17 protein-coding genes, 1 tRNA gene, 1 rRNA gene and 2 pseudogenes are annotated in these 22,723 nt (G+C 73.2%); 7 read left to right on the top strand and 14 right to left on the bottom strand.

All coding sequences use genetic code 11. From position 1 onward, the window contains the following. Positions 1-175: 175 nt before the first annotated feature. The 7 genes from ET471_RS06255 to ET471_RS06225 all read right to left on the bottom strand — a co-directional run bounded on the left by ET471_RS06255 (position 176) and on the right by ET471_RS06225 (position 9,114). Positions 176-1,690, bottom strand: a 16S ribosomal RNA gene (locus tag ET471_RS06255). Between the two features lie 534 nt (positions 1,691-2,224). Beyond that, positions 2,225-3,526, bottom strand: coding sequence for a threonine/serine exporter family protein (locus ET471_RS06250; RefSeq protein ID WP_129187082.1), 1,302 nt, complete (start codon positions 3,524-3,526; stop codon positions 2,225-2,227). A gap of 97 nt (positions 3,527-3,623) precedes the next feature. Beyond that, a tRNA-Ser gene (locus ET471_RS06245) sits at positions 3,624-3,708 on the bottom strand. Between the two features lie 103 nt (positions 3,709-3,811). After that, complete coding sequence (locus tag ET471_RS06240) at positions 3,812-4,405, bottom strand: GTP-binding protein (RefSeq protein ID WP_129190763.1); 594 nt, start codon at positions 4,403-4,405, stop codon at positions 3,812-3,814. 289 nt (positions 4,406-4,694) lie between these two features. Further along, on the bottom strand, positions 4,695-5,117 hold the full coding sequence (locus ET471_RS06235; protein WP_129187081.1) for a DUF742 domain-containing protein: 423 nt from the start codon (positions 5,115-5,117) through the stop codon (positions 4,695-4,697). An 11-nt stretch (positions 5,118-5,128) separates the two neighbouring features. Continuing rightward, a complete protein-coding gene (locus tag ET471_RS06230) occupies positions 5,129-5,581 on the bottom strand; it encodes a roadblock/LC7 domain-containing protein (protein ID WP_129187080.1) in 453 nt (150 codons plus the stop codon). Between the two features lie 35 nt (positions 5,582-5,616). Further along, complete coding sequence (locus tag ET471_RS06225; RefSeq protein ID WP_165350423.1) at positions 5,617-9,114, bottom strand: HAMP domain-containing sensor histidine kinase; 3,498 nt, start codon at positions 9,112-9,114, stop codon at positions 5,617-5,619. A gap of 153 nt (positions 9,115-9,267) precedes the next feature. Between ET471_RS06225 and ET471_RS06220 the strand changes: the two genes are divergently transcribed. The 4 genes and pseudogenes from ET471_RS06220 to ET471_RS19100 all read left to right on the top strand — a co-directional run. After that, entirely contained in the window at positions 9,268-10,245 is a 978-nt protein-coding gene (locus tag ET471_RS06220; RefSeq protein WP_129187078.1) for an NAD(P)H-quinone oxidoreductase, read from the top strand. Positions 10,246-10,299: 54 nt separating this feature from the next. Further along, on the top strand, positions 10,300-10,875 hold the full coding sequence (locus ET471_RS06215; RefSeq protein ID WP_129187077.1) for a bacterial proteasome activator family protein: 576 nt from the start codon (positions 10,300-10,302) through the stop codon (positions 10,873-10,875). Between the two features lie 83 nt (positions 10,876-10,958). Beyond that, on the top strand, positions 10,959-12,635 hold the full coding sequence (pgm, locus tag ET471_RS06210; protein ID WP_129187076.1) for a phosphoglucomutase (alpha-D-glucose-1,6-bisphosphate-dependent): 1,677 nt from the start codon (positions 10,959-10,961) through the stop codon (positions 12,633-12,635). A gap of 120 nt (positions 12,636-12,755) precedes the next feature. After that, positions 12,756-12,842 (top strand): annotated as a pseudogene (locus ET471_RS19100) (hypothetical protein); the annotation flags it as partial. 25 nt (positions 12,843-12,867) lie between these two features. Here ET471_RS19100 and ET471_RS06200 read toward each other — a convergent pair. The 5 genes from ET471_RS06200 to ET471_RS06180 all read right to left on the bottom strand — a co-directional run bounded on the left by ET471_RS06200 (position 12,868) and on the right by ET471_RS06180 (position 17,332). Further along, a complete protein-coding gene (locus tag ET471_RS06200; RefSeq protein ID WP_129187075.1) occupies positions 12,868-13,674 on the bottom strand; it encodes a GNAT family N-acetyltransferase in 807 nt (268 codons plus the stop codon). Between the two features lie 145 nt (positions 13,675-13,819). Next, positions 13,820-14,599 carry a succinate dehydrogenase/fumarate reductase iron-sulfur subunit gene (locus ET471_RS06195; RefSeq protein ID WP_129187074.1) on the bottom strand — a complete coding sequence of 260 codons (780 nt, stop codon included), beginning with the start codon at positions 14,597-14,599 and terminating at the stop codon, positions 13,820-13,822. Next, a complete protein-coding gene (locus ET471_RS06190) occupies positions 14,596-16,497 on the bottom strand; it encodes an FAD-binding protein (RefSeq protein ID WP_242496507.1) in 1,902 nt (633 codons plus the stop codon). The genes ET471_RS06195 and ET471_RS06190 overlap by 4 nt, the downstream gene beginning before the upstream one ends. Positions 16,498-16,551: 54 nt before the next feature. Then, a complete protein-coding gene (locus tag ET471_RS06185) occupies positions 16,552-16,947 on the bottom strand; it encodes a GNAT family N-acetyltransferase (RefSeq protein ID WP_129187072.1) in 396 nt (131 codons plus the stop codon). A 67-nt stretch (positions 16,948-17,014) separates the two neighbouring features. Beyond that, positions 17,015-17,332 (bottom strand): GNAT family N-acetyltransferase, encoded by a 318-nt coding sequence (locus ET471_RS06180; protein WP_129187071.1) that lies wholly within the window; start codon positions 17,330-17,332, stop codon positions 17,015-17,017. A 51-nt stretch (positions 17,333-17,383) separates the two neighbouring features. Here ET471_RS06180 and ET471_RS06175 point away from each other — a divergent pair, with 51 nt between their 5' ends. Continuing rightward, complete coding sequence (locus tag ET471_RS06175; protein WP_129187070.1) at positions 17,384-18,652, top strand: MFS transporter; 1,269 nt, start codon at positions 17,384-17,386, stop codon at positions 18,650-18,652. Positions 18,653-18,715: 63 nt separating this feature from the next. Here the strand turns inward: ET471_RS06175 and ET471_RS06170 are convergent, their stop codons facing one another. Continuing rightward, positions 18,716-19,411 (bottom strand): FadR/GntR family transcriptional regulator, encoded by a 696-nt coding sequence (locus ET471_RS06170; RefSeq protein ID WP_242496443.1) that lies wholly within the window; start codon positions 19,409-19,411, stop codon positions 18,716-18,718. Between the two features lie 121 nt (positions 19,412-19,532). On the opposite strand from ET471_RS06170, the pseudogene ET471_RS06165 reads away from it, so the two are divergent. Together ET471_RS06165 and ET471_RS06160 are read left to right on the top strand one after the other, a co-directional pair. Beyond that, a pseudogene (locus ET471_RS06165) lies at positions 19,533-19,999 on the top strand (gluconokinase); the annotation flags it as partial. A gap of 40 nt (positions 20,000-20,039) precedes the next feature. Beyond that, positions 20,040-21,458: a GntT/GntP/DsdX family permease gene (locus tag ET471_RS06160; protein WP_129187068.1), complete on the top strand. Its 1,419-nt coding sequence runs from the start codon at positions 20,040-20,042 to the stop codon at positions 21,456-21,458. Positions 21,459-21,531: 73 nt separating this feature from the next. Here the strand turns inward: ET471_RS06160 and ET471_RS06155 are convergent, their stop codons facing one another. Continuing rightward, entirely contained in the window at positions 21,532-22,698 is a 1,167-nt protein-coding gene (locus ET471_RS06155; RefSeq protein WP_129187067.1) for a VIT1/CCC1 transporter family protein, read from the bottom strand. Positions 22,699-22,723 lie beyond the last annotated feature (25 nt).

Below are 22,723 nucleotides of genomic sequence, written 5' to 3'. Positions count from 1 at the left end.
ACCCCGCGTTCCCACCCCCCAAGAGAGGCGTACTAGCAAGCTCACGACCGAGCAGCAGTCTTCTAGTCAATGTTCCACCCAGAGCACCACCACCAGCACGTTCGGCCGGCGCGTGGTCCACCATGAACACCCACCCCAGGCAAGCCTGCACGGCGGATGTTGGTGAGCTCCTTAGAAAGGAGGTGATCCAGCCGCACCTTCCGGTACGGCTACCTTGTTACGACTTAGTCCCAATCGCCAGTCCCACCTTCGACCACTCCCCCTCTTACGAGTTGGGCCATGGGCTTCGGGTGTTACCAACTTTCGTGACTTGACGGGCGGTGTGTACAAGGCCCGGGAACGTATTCACCGCAGCGTTGCTGATCTGCGATTACTAGCGACTCCGACTTCATGGGGTCGAGTTGCAGACCCCAATCCGAACTGAGACCGGCTTTTTGGGATTCGCTCCACCTTACGGTATCGCAGCCCTCTGTACCGGCCATTGTAGCATGCGTGAAGCCCAAGACATAAGGGGCATGATGATTTGACGTCATCCCCACCTTCCTCCGAGTTGACCCCGGCAGTCTCCCATGAGTCCCCGGCATAACCCGCTGGCAACATGGGACGAGGGTTGCGCTCGTTGCGGGACTTAACCCAACATCTCACGACACGAGCTGACGACAACCATGCACCACCTGTGAACCGACCTTACGGGAGCACATCTCTGCACTTTTCCGGTTCATGTCAAGCCTTGGTAAGGTTCTTCGCGTTGCATCGAATTAATCCGCATGCTCCGCCGCTTGTGCGGGCCCCCGTCAATTCCTTTGAGTTTTAGCCTTGCGGCCGTACTCCCCAGGCGGGGCACTTAATGCGTTAGCTGCGGCACGGAACCCGTGGAATGGGTCCCACACCTAGTGCCCAACGTTTACGGCATGGACTACCAGGGTATCTAATCCTGTTCGCTCCCCATGCTTTCGCTCCTCAGCGTCAGTAGCTGCCCAGAGACCTGCCTTCGCCATCGGTGTTCCTCCTGATATCTGCGCATTCCACCGCTACACCAGGAATTCCAGTCTCCCCTACAGCACTCTAGCCTGCCCGTACCCGATGCAAGCCCGAGGTTGAGCCTCGGGATTTCACACCAGACGCGACAGACCGCCTACGAGCTCTTTACGCCCAATAATTCCGGACAACGCTTGCGCCCTACGTATTACCGCGGCTGCTGGCACGTAGTTAGCCGGCGCTTCTTCTGCAGGTACCGTCACTTACGCTTCTTCCCTGCTGAAAGAGGTTTACAACCCGAAGGCCGTCATCCCTCACGCGGCGTCGCTGCATCAGGCTTTCGCCCATTGTGCAATATTCCCCACTGCTGCCTCCCGTAGGAGTCTGGGCCGTGTCTCAGTCCCAGTGTGGCCGGTCGCCCTCTCAGGCCGGCTACCCGTCGACGCCTTGGTAGGCCATTACCCCACCAACAAGCTGATAGGCCGCGAGCCCATCCCCCACCGAAAAACTTTCCAACCCCACCCATGCAGGCAGAGCTCATATCCGGTATTAGACCCCGTTTCCAAGGCTTATCCCGAAGTGGAGGGCAGGTTGCTCACGTGTTACTCACCCGTTCGCCACTGATCCACCCCGAAGGGCTTCACCGTTCGACTTGCATGTGTTAAGCACGCCGCCAGCGTTCGTCCTGAGCCAGGATCAAACTCTCCGTAAAAGAATATCGCCACCCCGGACAAAACCCAGGATAACAACCATACGGTGCTTGAAAACTGGCCAGACGAGCTGAACTGCTCATCTGTCCAAAGGAATCCTCCCGAACCACCACAACGGTGACCCGACGAGGGTTATATTTGGCATTGACTATCAAACGCACTGTTGAGTTCTCAAACAACCGACGCACACCATCCGAAACCGAACCACTCTTCGCAGCCGGCCCCGTCCGGGGCAACCCTTCAACCTTACCCGATCCGCTTCTCCGAGTCAAACTCGCTCGCCGTGAGGCGAGAAGTTCGATCCGGGCGCACCGGTCCTGACCGGAGACGCAGAACGTCCCCGAGAAGAAGGAGTCAGGATCTCGCCCCGGGACCGGCCACTCGCTCTTCGCGGTGTCCGTTCCTCCCTGCCGGGCGAACGTTGAGAACATTAGTCAGACGGTTGGCCGAACGTCAAAACGGCGAGCGGCGACCTGCGTCACACCGCGCCCCAGGTCGTCGTCACCAGCGGCGGAAAGGGGCCGTGACCAGCGGAGTCACAGCGCGCGACGCGCCTCGAACGTCCATTCACGGTCGGTCAGCATGCGCGACACGGCCAGTCCGATGGCCAGCGCGCACACCACGAGGCCGGCGTCGACCATGAAGCCGAGCGCCCGCGTCGTGTCTCCGCCGTTGAGCTCGAAGACGCCACGCATCGCCGCGACGCCCGGGACCATGATCACGACGGCGGGCACGGAGACGGTCAGGCGCGGGACGCGCAGCGGCGTCGCGATCCACCGGGCGAGCAGGCCCACGAGGAGCGCGGCCGCCGCGGCGGCCGCCTGCGGGGCCAGGTGGACCTCCTGCACGAGGAAGAGCCGCAGGACGTTGGCGACCATGCCGATGAGCGCGGCGCCGAGCGCCATGTGCCACGGGCTGTTGAACATCAGGGCGAACCCCAGCACGCCGACGAAGCTCGCCACCGTCAGCAGCGACCAGCGCAGCACCGGGTCGATCGCCAGCGCGACGGGGGGTGTCGGTTCGAGGCCGACCGTCGCCGACACCGCCCACAGGGCCAGCGCCGCGGAGAACAGGATCATCAGGGCATACGCCAGCCGTGAGATGCCGGCGGAGAAGTCGAGCCGGGCCAGGTCGAGCGCCCCCGTCACGAGCGGGAAGCCCGGGACCAGGAAGAGCACGGCCGAGACGTAGCCCGCGAGGTGCCGGCCCGGGGTCGCGATGGTGCTGCCGAGCGCCCAGATGAGGCCCAGGTAGGTCAGGCACGCGAGCGCGCCCGCGAGCATCGTCACCCCGAACGGGTTGATGCCCCGGTGGATGAGGCTGCGCCGCACGTACTGACCCAGGGTCGCCGCGACCAGTACGCCCGCGCACTCGAGCGGGCCGCCGTTGTTGAGGAAGGCGAACGCGCCACAGGCCGCTCCGGCCGACAGGGCGTTGGCCCACGACGGGTACAGCGGCGGCTTCGCGGCGATCCGGTCGAGCTCCCGCTCGATCGTGGCGACGTTCTCGCGCTCGGGCAGGTCGCCGATGTAGTTCTCCAGCTCGGCGAGCCGGTCGGCGTTGATGCCGACCGTGCGGACCTCCGAGACCTCCGTGCGGAAGATCTGGTCGCGCACCGACGTCGTCGTGATCTCGGTGAGGGCGACGGACGCCTTGACGTCGTCGAGACCCAGGGCGCGGCCGACCCGCTCCATGTGGGACTTGACCCGGTAGCTGCCGTGACCCGACGCGAGGGCCAGGCGGCCGGCGCGCTGCACGGTGCCCGAGTGCCGGATGAGCTCGACGGGCTCGAGCCCTGCCTCGCCGGCCGCGTCGTGCTGAGGGTTCTGGGTGGTCACGGGGCCATGATCCTCCGTGCGCACGCGGCTCTGCAGCGTGAGGCGTGCGTCGAACGCGGGCCCGCCCACCGGTGATCCGGCGGGCGGGCCACGCACGCGGAGGGCGCGGGATTCGAACCCGCGGTGCATTGCTGCACAACGGTTTTCAAGACCGTCACCTTCGGCCGCTCGGTCAGCCCTCCTCGCCGTCGGCCCAGGGCCACGGCGCGGGCCAGTCTAGTGGCGAGACGGCGACGGGCCCGCAGCCAGACCGGCTGCGGGCCCGCCCCGCGGTGCGCGGGACGCTCAGACGGCGGAGCCCGAGCGGAGCTGACGCATCGCGAGCTGCACGAGCGAGATGAGCGTCTGCTTGGTGGCCGCGCGCGAGCGCGCGTCCGTGTAGAGCATCGGCACGTGCGCCGGGATCTGGAGCGCCTCGCGCACGTCCTCCAGGCGGTGCTTCGCGACGCCGTCGAAGCAGTTGACCCCCACGACGAACGGGATGTTGCGGGACTCGAAGTAGTCGATCGCCGGGAAGCACTGCTCGAGCCGGTCCGTGTCGACCAGGACGACGGCGCCGATCGCGCCACGCACCAGGTCGTCCCACATGAACAGGAAGCGGTCCTGGCCGGGCGTGCCGAACAGGTACAGCCACAGGTTGCCCGGCAGGGAGACGCGGCCGAAGTCCATGGCGACGGTCGTCGTGACCTTGCGGTCCGTGACGCCGCCGGCGTCGTCGACACCCACCGAGTGCTCCGTCATCGCGGCCTCGGTGTTCAGGGGCTCGACGTCGGAGATGGAGCCGATGAACGTCGTCTTGCCGACGGCGAAGCCACCCGCGACCACGATCTTGACGACCGTCGGGGCCGTGCGCGGCGCGGCCGGGGCCGCGGGCTCCACGGCGACCGGGCGGGCCTGGGCCTGCGGGAGCGGCGCGGTGCCGGTGCCGACGGCGGGCTGCTGCGGCGGTGCCGAGACGGTCGCGACGGGCGCCGCCGCCGGGGCAGCCGGGCGGGCCGGCGCGGCCGACGTCGTCGGGGCGAACGTGGCGGCGGGAGCGGCGCCCCCGAGGACGCTCGTGCGCGCGGGGTTCGCGGGCGGGGCCGCGGGCGCCGGGCTCGGCGTCGCACCCCCGCTGACGGGGGCCCAGGCGGGTGCGATGCTGCCGCTCGCCTGGCCGTTCACGCGGTCAGAGGGCGGAAATGCCATTGAGAACACTCTCCAAGACGCTGAGGGACAGGCCCGAGTGGGTGCTGCCGTGCCCGGTGTGCACGTTCACCGGGGTCGAGGTGTGCACCGTGAGGTGACCCGCTTCCTGCAGGTCGGCCACGAGGATGCGGACGACGCCCAACGGGAGGCGCAGCAGGGCCGAGAGCTCGGCGATCGAGACGTACGTGTGCGCGGCGTGCTGGAGGATCGCGCGCTTCTCCGGCGTCAGGCCGTAGCCCGAGACGGCGCCCGGCAGGACCTCGACGAGCGCCTCGAGGGGCAGGTCGGACAGCGCCGACTGCACGCGCCCGCCGGTGACGGCGTACGGGCGGACCGTGGCCGCCTCGTAGGCGTCGGCCGAGTGGGAACCGAGGTAGCCGGACCCCTGAGGACCGTAGGGCATCGTCGTCTACCTCATCCCACCGAGGCCGTGCGCTGGGCACCCTCGACCGGGAGGTTGCCGCGCATCTCCGAGATCAGCTGCGGCGTGAGCGTCTGCTCCGTCCGCGCGACGAGCAGCGCCATCTCGTAGCCGATGAGGCCGATGTCGCACGACGCCTCGGCCACGACGGCCAGGACCGAGCCGTTCGAGACGTTCATCAGGAACAGGAAGCCGTTGTCCATCTCGACGACGGCCTGCCGCACGTTGCCGCCGTGGAGCTGGCGGGACGCACCGCGGGTCAGGCTCGACATGCCCGAGACGATCGCCGCGAGCTGGTCGCCGCTGACGCGGTCGAGCTGGTCGGACATCGCCATGAGCAGGCCGTCGGCCGACACCACCAAGGTGTGGCGGCTCCCGGGCACGGTGCGCACGAAGTTGTCGAGAAGCCACCCGAAGTTGGTCGCTTCAGTGCTGAGGGTCACGATTCCTCCTGGTCAGGGCGCCGGACGGTCGCCATCATTCACGGTGCCGGGGCCCACGTCGAGGGCCCTTCGCCCTCGGTCGCGGACCGGCCACGGGTAGTCGCGGACTGGAACGCCGACAGCCGCGAGCGAAGCTGCTCGGGGTCCCGCTCGATGCGGGCGGTGAAACGGTCGGTCGCCGGGTTGACGGTCGGGCGCGACGTGCGACGGACCAGGCCTGAGGTGTCGGCGGCGGGAGCAGCCGAGACCGGGCGGTAGGTGTCGTCGTTCTGGGTCACGGACTTCTCCTCGAAGACCCCGCGCCGCAGCAGGGACGACATCTCCTCGTAGAGGACGGCCGAGGCCATCCACTCCGAGCGTGCCTCCACGGTGTCGGGGATGGCGTACGGGTCCAGCGGGTCGGTCAGGGCGTCCGCCGACGACGAGCGCAGCGGCAGCGCGGAGCCGCCGTGCGAGCTGCTGGCCGTCGTCCCGCCGGACCACGCGTCGCGCACGACCGGCTCGTCGGCCATCGTGGGCGCCGCGACCGGCGTCGGGGCGTCGTACGGGGCTTCCGGCCGGACGTCCTGGGCGGCGAACGGGCGCAGCGGCGCCGGGGCGGAGGCCGGGGCTGCGGGCTGCGCCGCGAACGGCAGCGGGGCGGGGGCCGGGGCCGTGACGGGCGGGAACGCGCCGCGGTCGAAGGCCGGGAGCGGCGCGACGGGCGCGGGCGCGACGAAGGCCGCGGCGGCAGGCCCGTCGGCGGCCTGGAGCGGGATGGCCGACGTGGCCGTCTCGTCCTGGGGGCGGCGGCCGAAGAGCCCGCGCCGGCGGTCGGGGAGGGCGTGCTGCTCGCGCACCGTCTGCTCGCGCACCGTACGGCGGGTCGGGAGGTCGGCCATGAGCGCCTCGAACGCCGGGGCAGCCTCCGCCGCGACGGGCGCGGGAACCGGAGCCGGCGCCGCGAGGACGGGCGTCACCGGGGTGAACGGGGCCGGGGCGAGCGGGGCCGGGGTGAACGGGGCCGGGGCGAGCGGGGCCGGGGCGAGCGGGGCGGGCGCCGCGTCCACCGCGAACGGTGCCGGGACCGTGGCCGGGTCCTCGGCGCTCGCCTCGAGGTGGAGCGTGCCCGTCACGGTGTCGTCGAGCTCGCCCAGCGAGCGGAAGCTCGCGAACAGCGCGGAGCGCTGCTCGACGGCGAGCACGGGCGTGCTGGGCAGCTCGGGCTCGGGCGCCGCCACGGCCTCGGCGCGCTGGCGGCTCGGCAGCGCGCGCTCGCTCGCCTCGACGTCGGCCGGCGGGACCCAGGACTCGTTCGACACCCAGGACTCGTTGGAGAGGTCGAGCGGCAGGTCCGGCGTCTCGAGCGGCGGCAGCACGAGCGCGTCGGACGCCGCCTCGGGCTCCGGCCGGGCGGTGCGCCGGCGCGGCATGCCCGTCGCCGTCGTGCCGTCCGTCAGCGCGTCGAGGTCGACGGGCACCGCGAGCGGCGGCTCCGGGGCCAGGGCCTGCGCGGAGGTCAGCGCCTCCTGGGCGACCTGGCCGAAGGCGGCCAGCGGGGCGGCGTCGGCGTAGGCGGGAGCGGGGTCCGCGAAGACCGGGGCCGGGTCGGCGAACAGCGGCGCCGGCGCAGACACCTGGCCGAGGGCCGCCGACTGGCCGAGGCTCGCGGCCTCGCGCTGCGTGCCGGCCTCGAGCGGGTCCGTCGGCTGGGGCAGGGGCACGGCGTCGTCGGGCAGGAACAGGCCGGCCGGGAAGACGACCGTGACCATCGTGCCCGTGCCGTCGGGGCCGCTGCTGAACGCGATGGCCGCGCCGAGGCGGTCAGCGAGGCGGCCGACGACGTAGAGGCCCAGGCGTTGCGCGCCGACGGCGTCCTGCGCGGAGCGGGACGCGACCTTCGTGTTCGCGTCCGCGATCTCCTCGGGCGTCATGCCCAGGCCGTGGTCGCGGACCGTGACGACGACGCCGCGGTAGTCGTGGGCCGTGGCGACCTCGACCGGGGTGTGCGGCTCGGAGAACATCGTCGCGTTCTCGAGCAGCTCCGCCAGGAGGTGGGCGGCGTTGAGGGCGTTGTGGCCCAGCATGAGCGGGTCGACCTGGAGGTCGAGGCGCACGCGGTCGTACAGCTCGATCTCGGAGGACGCCGTACGGATCACGTCGGACACCGGCATCGGCTGGCGCACGCGGCGGCCGGTGTCGATGCCCGCGAGGACGAGGAGCGACTCGGCGTTGCGGCGCATCCGGGTGGCGAGGTGGTCGAGGCGGAAGAGGTTCGACAGCGTCGACGGGTCCTCCTCGGAGCGCTCGAGCTCGTCGAGGAACGCCAGCTGGCGGTTGAGGAGCACCTGGTCGCGGCGGGCGACGTTGACGAACATCTCGGCGATGGAGCCGCGCAGGGCGGCCTGCTCGCGGGCCACCTGCACGGTGGTGGCGTTGACGTCGTTGAAGGACTGGGCGAGGCGGCCGATCTCGTCGCGAGACTCGACCGGGATCTCGAACAGGTCGATGGTCGACGTCTGGCCGGGCACGGCCATCTGCTCGACCATCTGCGGCAGGCGGTCGCGGATCTCGCCGGTGGCCGTCGTGAGGCGGCGCAGCGGGTTCACGATCCGGCGGGCGACCGTCAGGGCGATGATGAGCGACAGCGCGAGGATGCCGAACGCGGCGGCGCCCGTGGTGATCGCCTGGGTGCGCGCCTGGTCGGCGAGCCACTGCGCGTACGCGGACGTCTCGTCACGCACGCTGTCACGGATGGGCTGCGACTGCGTGACCCAGTCCTGGGTCAGCTGGCTCCACTGGGCGGCCGCCGCCGGGTCGAGCGCGGACGGGTCCATGCGGCCGACGGCGTTGCGGACCGCGCCGAGGTCGCCGTCGAGGGCCGCCAGGCGGTGACCGTTCGGGAGCCGGTCGAGCATGGCCTTGGTGGCGTCGAACTGGCGGTTGGTCGCGTCGATGGTGTTCGCCGCGCGCAGGGCGACGGCGGGGTCGACCTGGCCGGTCGCCGCGCCCGCCAGGACGCCGCCCACGATGGGGCGCTCCAGGACGACGTCGAGCATCGTCTCGTCCATGGCCACGTACGCGTCGAGGCTGAGGGCCAGCGAGCGGTTGTCGGTGGTGCCGCCGAGCTCGCGGGCGACCGCGAGGGCGTTGTCGATGTAGACGCCCCACTGCTTGGTGGCCTCGGACTCCGGGATCGTGCCCGCGACGATCTGCTCCTCGAGGCGCTCGATCTGCTGCATGTCCGCGCGGGTCGCGGAGATCGCGCGGCGCACGCGCACGTCGAGGGCGTCGGTGGGCACCTCTCGCAGGGCCGCGTCACGCGCCTCGAGCGCCTTCGTCGTCTGGTCGACGGCGGCCTCGAGGCCCTCCTTGGCGCCCGGGATGCCCATCGAGGCGGCGATGTTGAGCGAGCGCATGGCCGCGGCCGCGGTGCCCGCGCCGTCCTGCTCCGCGAGGCTCGCGACGAGCTGTGCCGTCTGGTCGGCGGCCCGCGCCGTCTTGAGCGAGTCCCACGAGAGCCAGCCCGCGGCGAGCGCGAGGACGAGGATCGGCATGGCGAGAGTCGCAAGGATCTTCCCGCGAACACCCAACCTGCGGAGCATGTGGCCTGCCTTCCTTCGCCCGCGGGGTGTCCGCGGCACGTCGCTGCTTGCACGGCTCCGGCGCCGTCTGCCCTAGTCGCAGGCGCCCATGAGTAGGCTCCGGGTGTGCGAGCGGTCACGATAGCCTCCCAGGCAGGCGCAGGGAAACTCGCCCTCATCGTGACAGATCCGCCCGAACCGGACGACGGCGAGGTCCTGGTCCGGGTTGCCGCGAGTGGCGTGAATCGTGCTGACCTGCTACAACGCGCGGGAAACTATCCCCCACCTGCGGGTGCGCCGCCCTGGCCCGGCATGGAGGTCTCCGGAACCGTCATCGCCGCAGGTCACGGCGTGTCGTCCCCGCGTGTCGGCGACGAGGTCGTCGCCCTCCTCGAGGGCGGCGGCTACGCCGAGCTCGCCGTGGTGCGCGCCGCGCAGACCTTGCCCGTGCCCGACGGCGTCGGGCTCGTCGACGCCGCGGCCCTGCCCGAGGCGGTGTGCACCGCGTGGACCAACCTCGTGGACACCGCCCGCCTGCGCCCCCGGGAGCGCGTGCTCGTCCAGGGCGGCTCGGGCGGCGTCGGGAGCGTCGCCGTCCAGCTCGCCAAGGCGCTCGGGGCGTTCGTCGTCGCCACCGCCGGAGGTCCGGAACGCGTCGCGCGCGTGCGCGCGCTCGGCGCCGACGTCGTCGTCGACCACCGGGCCGACGACGTCGTCGCGGCCGTGCGGGACGCGACCGGAGGGCGCGGCGCGGACGTCGTGCTCGACGTCCTGGGCGGCGGCGGGCTCGCCGACAACGTCCGGGCGCTCGCGCCGGGCGGGCGGCTGGTGGTCATCGGGCTGCAGCGCGGGCGACGCGGGGAGCTCGACCTGAGCGCGCTGATGGCCAAGCGCGCGGTCGTGACCGGGAGCCTCCTGCGGTCGCGGACGGCCCAGGAGAAGGCGGCGATCGTCGCCGCGGTGCGCGAGCACGTGTGGCCCATGGTCGCGGACGGACGCGTGCGGCCCGTCGTCCACGCCCGCCTGCCGCTCGCCGACGCCGACGACGCCCTCGGCCTGCTCGAACGCGGCGAGGCGTTCGGGAAGGTGCTCCTGGTGCCGTGACCGGGCGGCGCGTTGCTGGTGCCCCGCGCGCGCCGTCCGCGCGAGGATGGGCGCATGAGCGAGCCCGAGCAGAGCACTGCCGACGAGCAGCAGCCGGAACAGCACCGCGTGGTCACGCCGGAGGGCGAGGAGGTCCCCGATGCGACGGTCGAGCCTGAAACCGACGACGACGTCTCACGCATCGAGGAGCCCGCGAAGGTCATGCGCATCGGCGGCATGATCAAGCGGCTGCTCGACGAGGTGCGCGACGCCCCGCTCGACGACGCCGCCCGCTCGCGCCTCGCGGAGATCCACGAGCGGTCGCTCCACGAGCTCGAGGACGGCCTGTCCCCCGACCTGGTCGACGAGCTGCACCGCATCACGCTGCCGTTCGCCGACGACGGCACGCCGCCGTCGGACGCGGAGCTGCGGATCGCCCAGGCGCAGCTCGTGGGGTGGCTCGAAGGGCTGTTCCACGGGATCCAGACCGCGCTCGTCGCCCAGCAGATGGCCGCGCAGGCGCAGCTCTCGCAGATGCGGCGCGGGCTGCCGCCGGGGGCGTTCCCGGGCGGCGCGACCGGGCCCGGGATCGGCGGGCACGCGGCGGCCCACACCGAGGACGGGCGACCCTCGCCGGGGCAGTACCTGTAGGACGGGCCAACCGGCGACCATTCCCCGGCACAGTTGGGCTCCCGGTCGCGCCTGCGCCGTCGGGCGCTGGCAGGATCGGGACCATGCACGCACGCGCCGGGCAGGTTGCCCTTCCTGAGGACCTCATCGACGTCGACCTGCTGGTCGGCGCGTACTACGACCTGACGCCCGACGTCGACGACCCTGCGCAGCAGGTCGTCTTCGGCACGTCGGGCCACCGCGGGTCGTCGCTCGACCACGCGTTCAACGAGGCGCACATCGTCGCCATCACGCAGGCCATCGTCGAGTACCGCACCGCGCAGGGCACCGACGGGCCGCTGTTCATCGGGCGGGACACGCACGCGCTGTCGCTGCCCGCGTGGACGTCCGCGCTCGAGGTGCTCGCGGCGAACGGCGTCACCGTGATGATCGACGCGCGCGACTCGTTCACCCCGACGCCCGCCGTGTCGCACGCGATCCTCGTGCACAACGGGGCCGTGTCGCCGTCCGGCGTGCGCACCTCCGGGTCCGGGCTGGCGGACGGCATCGTCGTCACGCCGTCGCACAACCCGCCGCGCGACGGCGGCTTCAAGTACAACCCGCCGCACGGCGGGCCCGCCGACTCCGACGCGACGTCGTGGATCGCGAACCGCGCGAACGAGATCGTGCGCGGCGGCGTCGCGCAGGTGAAGCGCGTCGACGTCGAGCACGCCATCGCGGCCGACACGACGTTCCGGTACGACTTCCTGACCACCTACGTGGACGACCTGCCGAACGTGCTCGACATCGACGCGATCCGCTCCGCGGGGGTGCGGATCGGCGCCGACCCGCTCGGCGGCGCCTCCGTCGAGTACTGGGGCGCGATCGCGGAGCGGCACGGGCTCGACCTCACCGTCGTCAACCCGCAGGTGGACCCGCGGTGGGCGTTCATGACGCTCGACTGGGACGGCAAGATCCGCATGGACTGCTCGTCGCCGTACGCCATGGCCTCGCTCGTCTCGCGCATGGCGGCCGGCGACGCGCTGTTCGACGTCGCCACCGGGAACGACGCCGACTCCGACCGGCACGGCATCGTCACGCCCGACGGCGGGCTCATGAACCCCAACCACTACCTCGCCGTCGCGATCCAGTACCTGTACGGCGGGGCGCGGCCCGCCTGGCCTTCCGACGCGGCCATCGGGAAGACGCTCGTGTCGTCGTCGCTCATCGACCGCGTGGGCGCCGGGCTCGGACGGCAGGTGCTCGAGGTGCCCGTCGGGTTCAAGTTCTTCGTGCCCGGGCTGCTGGACGGGTCCGTCGGGTTCGGCGGCGAGGAGTCCGCCGGGGCGTCGTTCCTGCGCCGCGACGGGCGCGTGTGGTCCACCGACAAGGACGGCATCCTGCTCGCCCTGCTGGCTTCCGAGATCATCGCGACGACGGGGAAGTCGCCGTCGTCGCTGCACCGTGACCTCGTCGCCCAGTACGGGGAGAGCTGGTACGCGCGCGTCGACGCCGCAGCGTCGCGCGAGGAGAAGGCGAAGCTGGCGGCGCTCTCGCCGTCGCAGGTCACCGCGACCACCCTGGCCGGGCAGGAGATCACCGACCGGCTCACCGAGGCGCCCGGCAACGGGGCCAAGATCGGCGGGCTCAAGGTGACGACGGCGGACGCGTGGTTCGCGGCCCGGCCGTCCGGGACCGAGGACGTGTACAAGATCTACGCGGAGAGCTTCGTGTCGCCGGAGCACCTCGCGGAGGTGCAGGCGTCGGCGAAGGACGTGGTGAGCGGGGCGCTCGCGGGCTGACGCCGCGGGGCGGGCCGGCCGGGCGTCGGGGCGGTCGGGCGGCTGGGCGCGGGGCGGCGTCCGGGCCGGGCCGGGCGCGTCGTCGGCGATCGGAACGTGGGATACGGATCGGAGCGTGCGATGCATCGCACGCTCCGATCTGCTGTGCACGTTCCGATCGGCGGCGCCCAGCTCAGCGGCGCGCAGTTCAGCGGTGCGCAGCTCGGCGGTGCCCAGCTCGGCGGCGCCCGGCTCAGCGGTGCCAGACGTAGGGGGTCGTCGTCGATGCTCTCAGCAGGCCGCTGCGCTCCAGGATCGGGCGGGAGTACTCCGTCGAGTCGCTGTGGAGGTAGCGGCGGCCCAGGCGCAGCGCCTCGCGGGCGCGGGCCGACGTCAGCGCGCGGTAGATGCCCTGGCCGCGCCACTCGGGGCGCGTCGCGCCGCCCCAGATGCCGGCGAACTCCGTGCTCGGGACCGGCTCGAGACGGCCCGCGCTGACGATCACGCCGTCGGCCTCCGCGACCCAGACCTGCATGCCGTCCTCGCGGGCGGACTCGTTCCGGAGGCGGGCCAGGATCGGCTCGACGTCGCGCGGGTCGCCGAACACCTCGTCGACCATGCGGGCCATGGCGCGCACGTCGGCCTCCTCGGTGACCCGGCGCAGCGTGACGCCCGCGGGCAGCGGGACGTCGGCGACCAGGCCCGCGGCCTCGCCGAGCATGATCGACTCCTGCTCCTCGGGCTCGAAGCCGTGCTCCAGCAGGGCATCGTGCAGGCCCGGCGCGTGGTCGTGGCCGCGCGTCTTCCACTCCGCCTGGGCGAACGCGGGGTCGGCGCGGAAGTGGTCAGCGGCGGCGGCGACGAGCTCGCGGACCCGGACGGCGTCGACGGGGGTGCCGTCGGCGTCGTCGAGCGTGCGGTACGTGACGAAGCCGCGACCGCCCGCGAAGGTGACGAGGCGGAGCGGGCCGACCCGGGTCACGGCGAGGGCCGACGGGGTCTCGGCGTCGGTGCGGAGCTGGGCGTCGTAGGCGGCGAGGAGCGTCGCGGCGTCAGGCATGGGGCCAGCCCACCACATCGCCGGCGATCGGAGCGTGTGTTTTGGATCGGAACGTGCACCGGAAGCCACGTTCCGATCCGGAAACCACGTTCCGATCGGGGTGCCCCTGTCTCGGGGCGCGTCCAGACCGGGGCGGGCCGGGCCGTCAGCCCAGCGCCTCGCGCTGGTAGTCGCGGATCGCCTTGGCCGGGTCGACGCCCTTCGGGCAGGCGCGCGTGCAGGCGCCGACCTGGGTGCAGGGCCAGATGCCCTCCTCGTTCTCGGCGAGGGCGAGGAAGCGGGTCTCGTTGCCGTCGTCGCGCGAGTCGAGGTCCCAGCGGCGCGCCGTCGCGACGGCGGCCGGGCCCGTGAAGCCGGCGACGTCGTCGAGGACGGGGCAGGCCGCGTAGCAGAGCATGCAGTCGATGCACTGGGAGAGGCCCCTGTAGGCCTCGACCTGGCCGGGGGTCTGACTGTGGACGGCGAGGACGTCCAAGGACGGGACGGCCGACGGGTCCTGCGACTCCGCGTCCGGCGACGGGTGCGGGCCCGGGGCCCCGGCGGGCTGGAGGACCGGCGGGGTCGGCAGCATCCACGGGGAGACGCCGCGCAGCTTGGCGAGGAACTCGTCGGTGTCGACGGCGAGGTCGCGCTGCACCGTGGCGTGGGCCATGGGGCCGACCGTGAGGCCCGACGTGCGGTAGCCCGCGACCGTCGTCTCGCAGCCGAGCACCGGGCGGCCGTTGACCATGACGCCGCACGAGCCGCACACGCCCGAGCGGCACGACCAGCGGAACGTCAGCGACGGCGCGCTGTGGTCCTTGATCCAGTCGAGGGCGTCGAGCACCGAGGTGCGGTCGTCGAACGGGACGTCGAAGGTCTCGTCGCGCGGCTCCTCGCCCGGCTCCTGCCGGGTCACGGTGACGCGCAGGGTCTGGTCGGTCATCGGTGGTCCTTCCCGGGCGTCGCGGCGGCCGCCGCCGACACCGCGGCGTCGACCGGCTGCCAGCGCACCTCGACGGCGCCGGCCGCGTCCAGGGTCACCAGGGAGTGCCGGGCGACGTCGTCGGTGTGCGGGTGGTCGAGGCGCTGGTGGGCGCCGCGGGACTCCGTGCGCCCGATGGCGGCGGCGACCGCGCCGCGCGCGACCGCGAGCATCGCGCCGAGCTCGAGCACCTGGCTCCAGTCGGTGTTGAAGACGGCGGCCGTGTCGGCGACGCGGACGTCCTGGTAGCGGGCGTGCAGGTCCTCGAGGGTGGCCGCGGCGCGGGCCAGTCCGTCCGCGTCGCGGAAGATGCCGACCTCGGCGTCGAGGACGGTGCCCAGCTCGCGGCGGATCTCGGCGGGCGACTCGGTGCCGCGGCCGCGCATCGCGAGCCAGTGCTCGGCGCGGGCGCGGGCGCGGTCGACGAGGGCGGCCTCGCCGGGGTCCTGCGACTGCGATGACGGCACGGCGGACGACGGAGGCGCGGACGACGCCGGGCGCGCGGCGGTCGACGGGGGCCCGGACGACGACAGGGGCTCGGACGGCGACGACGGCGCGGCCGCCAGCGTGCCGGCGGCGCGGCCGACCACGAGGGTCTCGACGAGGGAGTTCGAGCCCAGGCGGTTCGCGCCGTGCAGGCCGGTGCTCGCGCACTCGCCCGCGGCGAACAGGCCGGCGACGGGGGCGCCCGCGGCGTCGAGCACCTGACCGTGAGCCGTCGTGACGATGCCGCCCATCGTGTAGTGGGCGGCCGGTCGGACGGGGATCGGTTCGCGGACCGGGTCGACGCCCCCGAAGCGCCGCGCGAGGCCCGCGACGAGGGGCAGACGCTCGTCGATGACGGCCTTGCCGAGGTGGCGCAGGTCGAGGTGGACGACGCCGCCGTCGCGCGTGGGGATCGTGCGGCCGGCGCGGTCGGCGTGCCAGAACGCCTGGGAGAGCTTGTCGCGCGGGCCGAGCTCCATCTGCCGCGCGGCGGGCTCGCCGACGGGCGTGACCGGGCCGAGCCCGTAGTCGGCGAGGTAGCGCTCGCCCGCGGCGTCGACCAGCACGCCGCCCTCGCCGCGGGCCGCCTCGGTGATGAGGATGCCGCTGCCCGGCAGGCACGTGGGGTGGACCTGGACCATCTCGAGGTCGCGCAGCGGCAGGCCCGCGCGCAGCGCCATCGACAGGCCGTCGCCCGTGACGATGCCCGCGTTGGTGGACGTGCCCCAGGCACGGGCATAGCCGCCCGTCGCGAGGACGACGGCGGCCGCGAGGATCGTCACGGGCTCGCCGCGCTGCTGGTCGTAGGCGACGACGCCGCGGGCGGCGCGGCTCGCGTCCGCGGGGCTCTGCGACCCCGCACCGGACGACGGGCGGCTCGCGCCGGACGACGGGGCGTCCGACGACGGGGCGTCCGAGAGCAGCAGGTCGAGGACCACGTGCTCGTCGTAGCGGCGGATCGACGGCTCGCGCAGCGTCGTCTGGAAGAGGGTGTGCAGCAGGTGGAAGCCGGTCTTGTCGGCGGCGAACCACGTGCGCGGGTTGGTCATGCCGCCGAACCGGCGGACCGCCGGGTCGCCGTCCGCGGTGCGCGACCACGGCATGCCGAGCCGCTCCAGGCGGGCGAGCTCCGCGGGCGCGCGGTCCACGACGAACCGGACGGCGTCGTCGTGGCCCAGGCCCGCGCCGCCCCGGAGCGTGTCCGCGACGTGCTGCTCGGCGGTGTCCGCCCCGCCGGGGACGACGCCCGCCGCCCCGCCCTCGGCCGCGACCGTGTGCGAGCGCATCGGGTAGACCTTCGAGACGAGGGCGACGACGGCGTCGTCGCGTCCCTCGGCGGCGAACGTCTCGACGGCCGCGAGCGCCGCGCTCAGCCCGGCGGCCCCCCGCCGACGACGACGACGTCGGCACGATCCACGCGCATCCGGTCACTCCCCCGCGGCGGGCGCGGGCTTACCGGCGGCGGGCGCGGCGGGCCCGCCTGCGCCGGGGCCGCCCGTGCGGGTGCCGAAATCGGTGAACGTCTTGAGGAGGTCGTCGTGCTCGGGATGCTTGGCCATCCAGCCCCGGACGAAGGGGCACAGCGGGACGACCTTCCCGCCGGCCGCGCGCACGAGCCCGAGGGCTCCCGCGGCGAGGCGCGAGCCGATCCCCTGGCCCTCGAACGCGGGGTCCACCTCGGTGTGCGTGAAGATCACGGTGCCACCGAGCCGGTGGTAGTACGCGCCGCCCGCGACGGTGCCGTCGTCGAGCGTGGCGACGAAGACGGAGCGGGCGGGGTCGTCGGTGACGGTGACGGTGACGTGCGGGCGGACCTCGGTCATGCGCCCATCGTGGCGTGCGGGGCGCGCACGGGCCAACTCCGCGCGCCGCGCCGTCGCCGCCGCGTCGTCAGACCTGGAGCGAGTAGTAGCGCGGGTTGCGCTCGATGAACTCGGCCACGTACCAGCACAGGGCGTCGACCTTCTTGCCGTCGTCGATGGCGTCCTCGAGCGCCTGTCGGGCGAGCATGGCCGCGACACCGCGCCCACGGAACTCGGGCACCGTGACGGTCTGGGGGATGACGACGACGTCGCCCTCGACGCGGAAGTTGAGCCAGCCCATGACGCGGTCGGACTCCGGGTGGTGCGCCTCGTACCGCGACTGCTCGGGGAGCCGCACGACGACACACACCGGCGACTGGTCAGCGGAGGCCGTCGGATGCGTCATGCCGGGTACCGTACCCCGAGGACCCCCCGGTCCGGCTGAGAGAATCGGCCGGTGAGCCGCAACCCGTACCTCGACGTGCTCCGGGTCCCCGGCGCAGCAGCCTTCTCCGCAGCAGGCGGGCTCGCCCGGCTCCCCAACGCGATGGTCGCCATCGGCACGGTGCTCATGGTGCAGACGTCCACCGGGTCGTACGCCGTGGCGGGCCGCGTGTCGGCCGTGCTCGTGGTCGCGCAGGCGGTCGGCGCGCCGCAGGTCGCCCGGTTCGTGGACCGGGCGGGGCAGCGCCGCGTCCTGCTCCCCCTGCTGCTCGTGACGACGGCGGGCCTGCTGGGCCTCGTCGCGGCGGCCACGTCGCACGCCCCGGAGTGGACGCTGTGGCTGCTCGCGGTGGTCGCGGGCGGGACGCAGGGCTCGTACGGCGCGTACGTGCGCGCCCGCTGGACGCACGCGGTGCGCGAGCCGCGCCAGCTCCACACGGCGTTCTCGCTCGAGGCGTCCGTGGACGAGCTCGTGTTCATCGTCGGCCCCATCGTGGCGACCGTGCTCGCCACGGCCGTGGTCTCGTCCGGCGGCCTCGTGGTCGCCGCGGTCGCGGGCCTCGTCGGCGGGCTCGCGTTCCTGGTGCAGCGCCGCACGGAGCCGCCCGTACGGCGTCCGTCCGAGCCCTCCCCGGACACCGCGGCCATCGAGGTGGTCACGCGCGGCGACGACGGCGCCATCGTCGGTGCCGCCCCCGTCGCGCCGGGGACCCGGCAGCGGCCCGCGATCCTCGTGCCCGGCATGCCCGTGCTCGCCGTCGTGTTCCTCGCGATGGGCACGATCTTCGGCGCCGTCGACGTGTCCACGGTCGCGTTCGCGACCGAGCAGGGCGCGCGCGGCATGGCCGGCGTGGTGCTCGCGGCGTTCGCGCTCGGGTCGCTCGTCTCGGGCCTGGCCTACGGGGCGGTCCACTGGCGCTCGCGGCTCTCGACGCGGTTCGTGGTCGGCACCGCCGTGATCGCGGCGGGCGTGTCGTTGTTCCTCACCGCGCACTCGAAGGTGGCGCTCGCGGTCGCCATGTCGCTGACCGGCCTGGCCATCGCGCCCACCCTCGTCAACGGCAACGCGATGGTGCAGGCGCTCGTGCCGTCGAACCGCCTGACCGAGGGCCTGGCCTGGATCGGCACCGCGAGCGGCTCCGGGGCGGCGCTCGGGTCGTGGCTCGCGGGCACGCGCATCGACGCGGGCGGGTCGGAGGCCGGGTTCCTCGTGGCGATGATCGCCGGGTGGGCGTGCGCGGCGCTGGCGCTCGCGGCGCTGCCGGACCTGCGCAAGCGGTAGGGGCCGCGTCGCCCACCCGGCGGCGTCGGCGGCTCGACGGCGTCAGACGGCGCCCCTACGGCGTCAGACGGCGTCGAGGGCCTGCTGGACCTCGTCGACGACGACGGCCATCGCGCGGCGGGCGCCCTCGGCGTCGCCGGCGGCGACGGCGCGAGCGACCGCCTCGTGCGCGTCGAGCGCGACGGGGTGCGGCGACGCGGGCATGAGGCCGAGGCTGGTGCGGCCCGACAGGACGGCGGCGACGACGCCGGACAGCGCGCCGAACAGCTCGTTGCCGCTGGCGCACAGCAGCAGCTCGTGCATCGCGACGTCGGCGGCGAGGAACTCCGCGTGGTCGCCCTCCCCGGCGTCTCCGAGCGCGCGCAGGCGGGCCGCGACGGCGACGAGCTCGGCACGCTGCTCGTCGGTCGCGTGGCGGGCGGCGCCGGCCGCGGCGAGCGGCTCGACGGCGTGGCGCAGCTCGGTGAGCGAGCGGAGCTGGTCGACGCGGCCGTCGCCCTGGAGGCGCCAGCCGATGACGGTGGGGCTGAGCACCTGCCAGGCGGACATGGGCAGGACGACGAGCCCGACCCGACGACGCGGGCGGACGAGGCCGTAGCCCTCGAGCAGCCGCATGACCTCGCGGGCCACGGTGCGGGAGACGCCGAACTCCTGGCTGATCGCGTCGAGCGTCAGCACGGAGCCTTCACGCAGGTCACCGCCCGTGATGCGACGACCGAGGGCGTCGAGGACGGTGGTGTGGAGGACGTCGGCGGGCACAGCCTCAGGGTACGTGGCACACATTAGGTATTACCATTGGTTGCGAAAGGTGCTACCAATACTCCATACTCGTCGGGTGGACATCGACGTCGCCCCCCTCCCGCCGCCCCTCGTCGTCGTCATGGGCGTCGCAGGCTCCGGCAAGACCACCGTCGCAGCGCTGCTGGCCGGTCGACTCGGCGCCGCGTTCGCCGAGGGCGACGAGTTCCACTCGGCCGCCAACGTCGCCAAGATGTCGGCCGGCCACCCGCTGACCGACGACGACCGCTGGCCCTGGCTCCGCGCCATCCGCGACTGGCTGGCCGCCCAGCACGCCGCCGGGCACGCGGCCGTCGTGCCGTGCAGCGCGCTCAAGAAGTCCTACCGCGACGTGCTGCGCGACGCCGGACCCGTGCACTTCGTGCACCTGACCGGCACCCCGAGCTCCTGGGCGAACGCATCCAGGGCCGCGCCGGGCACTTCATGAAGCCCGAGATGCTCGCCAGCCAGCTCGCCATCCTCGAACCCCTCGCCGACGACGAGCCCGGCATCGAGCTCGACGTCGCGGCGCGGCCCGAGCAGCTCGTCGACGCCGCCCTCGCCTACCTCCACACCCCCACGACACCGACGTCACGGAGAACACGCACTGATGCTCACCCCCGCAACGACCCTCGCCGCAGCCCTCCCCGCCGGGCTGCGCCTCGCCGACGCCGCCGAGCCGACCGCGTCCACCACGCGGCTCGTGATCGCGGCCGTCGTCGGCATCGTCGCCATCGTCGCCCTCATCGTGTGGGCGAAGCTGCACCCGTTCCTCGCGCTCGTCATCGGCTCCGGCGTCCTCGCCGTCGTCGCCGGGACCGACCTCGTCGACGCGTTCGGCTCGTTCACCACCGGCCTCGGGAGCACCGTCGGCGGCGTCGGCGTGCTCATCGCGCTCGGCGCCATCATCGGCAAGCTGCTCATCGACTCCGGCGGCGCGGACCAGATCGTCGACACGATCCTCGCGCGGACGCCCGCCCAGCGGGTGCCGTGGGCGCTCGCGTTCATCGCGTTCATCGTGGGCATCCCGCTGTTCTTCGAGGTCGGCGTGGTGCTGCTCATCCCCGTCGTGATGCTCGTCGCGCGGCGCGCCAAGGTCTCGCCCATCCTCGTCGGCATCCCGGCGCTCGCCGGCCTCTCGGCCCTGCACGGGCTCGTGCCGCCGCACCCCGGCCCGCTCCTCGCCATCGACGCGCTGAACGCGGACCTGGGCCGCACGCTCGGGCTCGGCCTGCTCGTCGCGATCCCGACCGTCATCGTCTCCGGCCCGGTGCTCGCCAAGATCCTGGTGCGCTGGGTGCACCTCGACCCGCCGACGACGGTGCTCGGCGTCCCCGACACCGCCCCGGACGAGGAGCGCCGCCGGCCCTCCTTCTGGGTGTCCATCGGCGTCGTGCTGCTGCCCGTCCTGCTCATGCTCGTCCGCGCGGTCCTCGAGATCACGCACACCGAGACGACGACGGTGGGCAGCGCGTTCGAGTTCCTCGGCGAGCCGCTCGTGGCCCTGCTCGTCACCGCCCTGGTCTCGCTGCTCGCGTTCGGCACCGGCGTCGGGCGCACGCGCGCCCAGCTCTCCGACCTCGTCGGGGCGTCGTTCCTGCCCATCGCGGGCATCCTGCTCATCGTCGGCGCGGGCGGCGGCTTCAAGCAGACGCTCGTCGACTCCGGCGTCGGGCAGGTCATCGCCGACGGCATCACGTCCGCGCACCTCGACCCGCTGCTCGCGGGCTGGCTCGTGGCGGTGCTCATCCGCGTCGCCACCGGGTCCGCGACCGTGGCCACCATCACCGCCGCCGGGATCATGGCGCCCATCGCGGCGGGCCTCGACCCGACGCACGCGGCGCTCATGGTGCTGGTGATCGGCGCCGGCTCGGTGTTCCTGTCGCACGTCAACGACGCCGGGTTCTGGCTGGTCAAGGAGTACTTCGGCATGACCGTCGGCCAGACGTTCAAGACGTGGTCCCTCATGGAGACCGTCCTGTCCGTCGTCGCCGGCGGCGTGGTGATGCTGCTGGGCCTGGTGGTCTGAGCCCGCCGCACCAGACGACGATGCCCGTCCCGGCCTGAGCCGGGGCGGGCATCGTCGCGTCCGGACCTCCCGGTCAGGACACCGTGGTGCCGAAGGCGAGGCCGAGCACGTACGTGACCGCCGCCGCGCCGAAGCCGATCGCGAGCTGGCGCACGGCCCGGGACAGCGGCGACGTGCCCGAGAGCAGGCCCGTGACCGCACCCGTCGCGAGCAGCGCGACGCCGACGAGGGCGGACGCGACGACGACCGCCGTCGTCCCGTGGAGCCCGAACAGGTACGGGACGACCGGGATGACGGCGCCCGAGGCAAAGAAGCAGAAGCTGGAGATGGCCGCGCCCCACGCGGTGCCGTGCGTCTCGAGGTCGTCGTCCTCGCCCGCGACGCCGGCCGCCTCCTCGGCCGCATGGCTCGCGTGGAGGTCGGCCTCCGTCGCGCCCGACGTCGTCCCCGCCGCCGCGAGGCGGGCGAGCACGGTGTCGGCGTGCGCCTGGGCGTCGTCGACGGCCATGCCACGGGCCCGGTAGACGAGCGCGAGCTCGTTGGCGTCGACGTCGAGGTGCGGCAGGGCGCGCGCCGCCGACGGCGCGGGCGTGGACGCCTCCAGGAGCTCGCGCTGCGAGCGGATCGAGATGAACTCGCCCGCGCCCATGGACAGCGCGCCCGCGAGCAGGCCCGCGAGGCCCGTGAGCAGCACGGTCTGCTGCGAGGCGCCCGACGCGCCGATGCCGAGGACGAGCGCGAGGTTGGAGACGAGGCCGTCGTTCGCGCCGAACACCGCGGCGCGGAACGTGCCCGACAGGCGGTTGCGGCCGCGCGTCGCGAGGCCGCGCACGACCTCCTCGTGGATCTGCTCGTCCGCGGCCATCGCGGCCGTCGCGTCGGCCTCCTCGGCGTACTCCGAGCGCGCCTCGGCCCGCTGGGCGAGCGCGAGGACGAAGACGCCGCCGAACCGGCGGGCGAGCCAGCCCAGCAGGCGCGTGCGCAGGTCGCCGGGCAGCGGGCGGCCGACGTCGTCGCCCAGCAGGTCGAGCCAGTGCTGCTCGTGGCGGCCCTCCGCGGCCGCGAGCGCGAGCAGGATGTCGCGCTCCTCGCCCGTGCGACGGCCCGCGAGGTCGCGGTAGACGGCGGCCTCCGCGCGCTCGTCGGCGAGGTAGCGGCGCCAGCGGCGGATGTCCGCGGGCGTGCGGGGGCGGGCAGGGTGCTGCCCGGCCGATCGCTCGGCGGGCGTGGGGGTGGTCATGACCAGGATTCTCCGGGCCGCCGGG

This window comes from Xylanimonas protaetiae, from assembly GCF_004135385.1.
GTDB lineage: Bacteria > Actinomycetota > Actinomycetes > Actinomycetales > Cellulomonadaceae > Xylanimonas > Xylanimonas protaetiae.
This window is presented reverse-complemented; position numbering and strand designations above follow the sequence as displayed.

What these genes read in the sequence shown, in the direction of transcription:
- ET471_RS06180 (WP_129187071.1), bottom strand. Translation starts at nt 17,332, where the DNA reads ATGACGCATCCGACGGCCTCCGCTGACCAGTCGCCGGTGTGTGTCGTC.
- ET471_RS06185 (WP_129187072.1), bottom strand. Translation starts at nt 16,947, where the DNA reads ATGACCGAGGTCCGCCCGCACGTCACCGTCACCGTCACCGACGACCCC.
- ET471_RS06155 (WP_129187067.1), bottom strand. Translation starts at nt 22,698, where the DNA reads ATGACCACCCCCACGCCCGCCGAGCGATCGGCCGGGCAGCACCCTGCC.
- pgm (WP_129187076.1), top strand. Translation starts at nt 10,959, where the DNA reads ATGCACGCACGCGCCGGGCAGGTTGCCCTTCCTGAGGACCTCATCGAC.
- ET471_RS06235 (WP_129187081.1), bottom strand. Translation starts at nt 5,117, where the DNA reads ATGCCCTACGGTCCTCAGGGGTCCGGCTACCTCGGTTCCCACTCGGCC.
- ET471_RS06195 (WP_129187074.1), bottom strand. Translation starts at nt 14,599, where the DNA reads ATGACCGACCAGACCCTGCGCGTCACCGTGACCCGGCAGGAGCCGGGC.
- ET471_RS06215 (WP_129187077.1), top strand. Translation starts at nt 10,300, where the DNA reads ATGAGCGAGCCCGAGCAGAGCACTGCCGACGAGCAGCAGCCGGAACAG.
- ET471_RS06160 (WP_129187068.1), top strand. Translation starts at nt 20,040, where the DNA reads ATGCTCACCCCCGCAACGACCCTCGCCGCAGCCCTCCCCGCCGGGCTG.
- ET471_RS06200 (WP_129187075.1), bottom strand. Translation starts at nt 13,674, where the DNA reads ATGCCTGACGCCGCGACGCTCCTCGCCGCCTACGACGCCCAGCTCCGC.
- ET471_RS06225 (WP_165350423.1), bottom strand. Translation starts at nt 9,114, where the DNA reads ATGCCGATCCTCGTCCTCGCGCTCGCCGCGGGCTGGCTCTCGTGGGAC.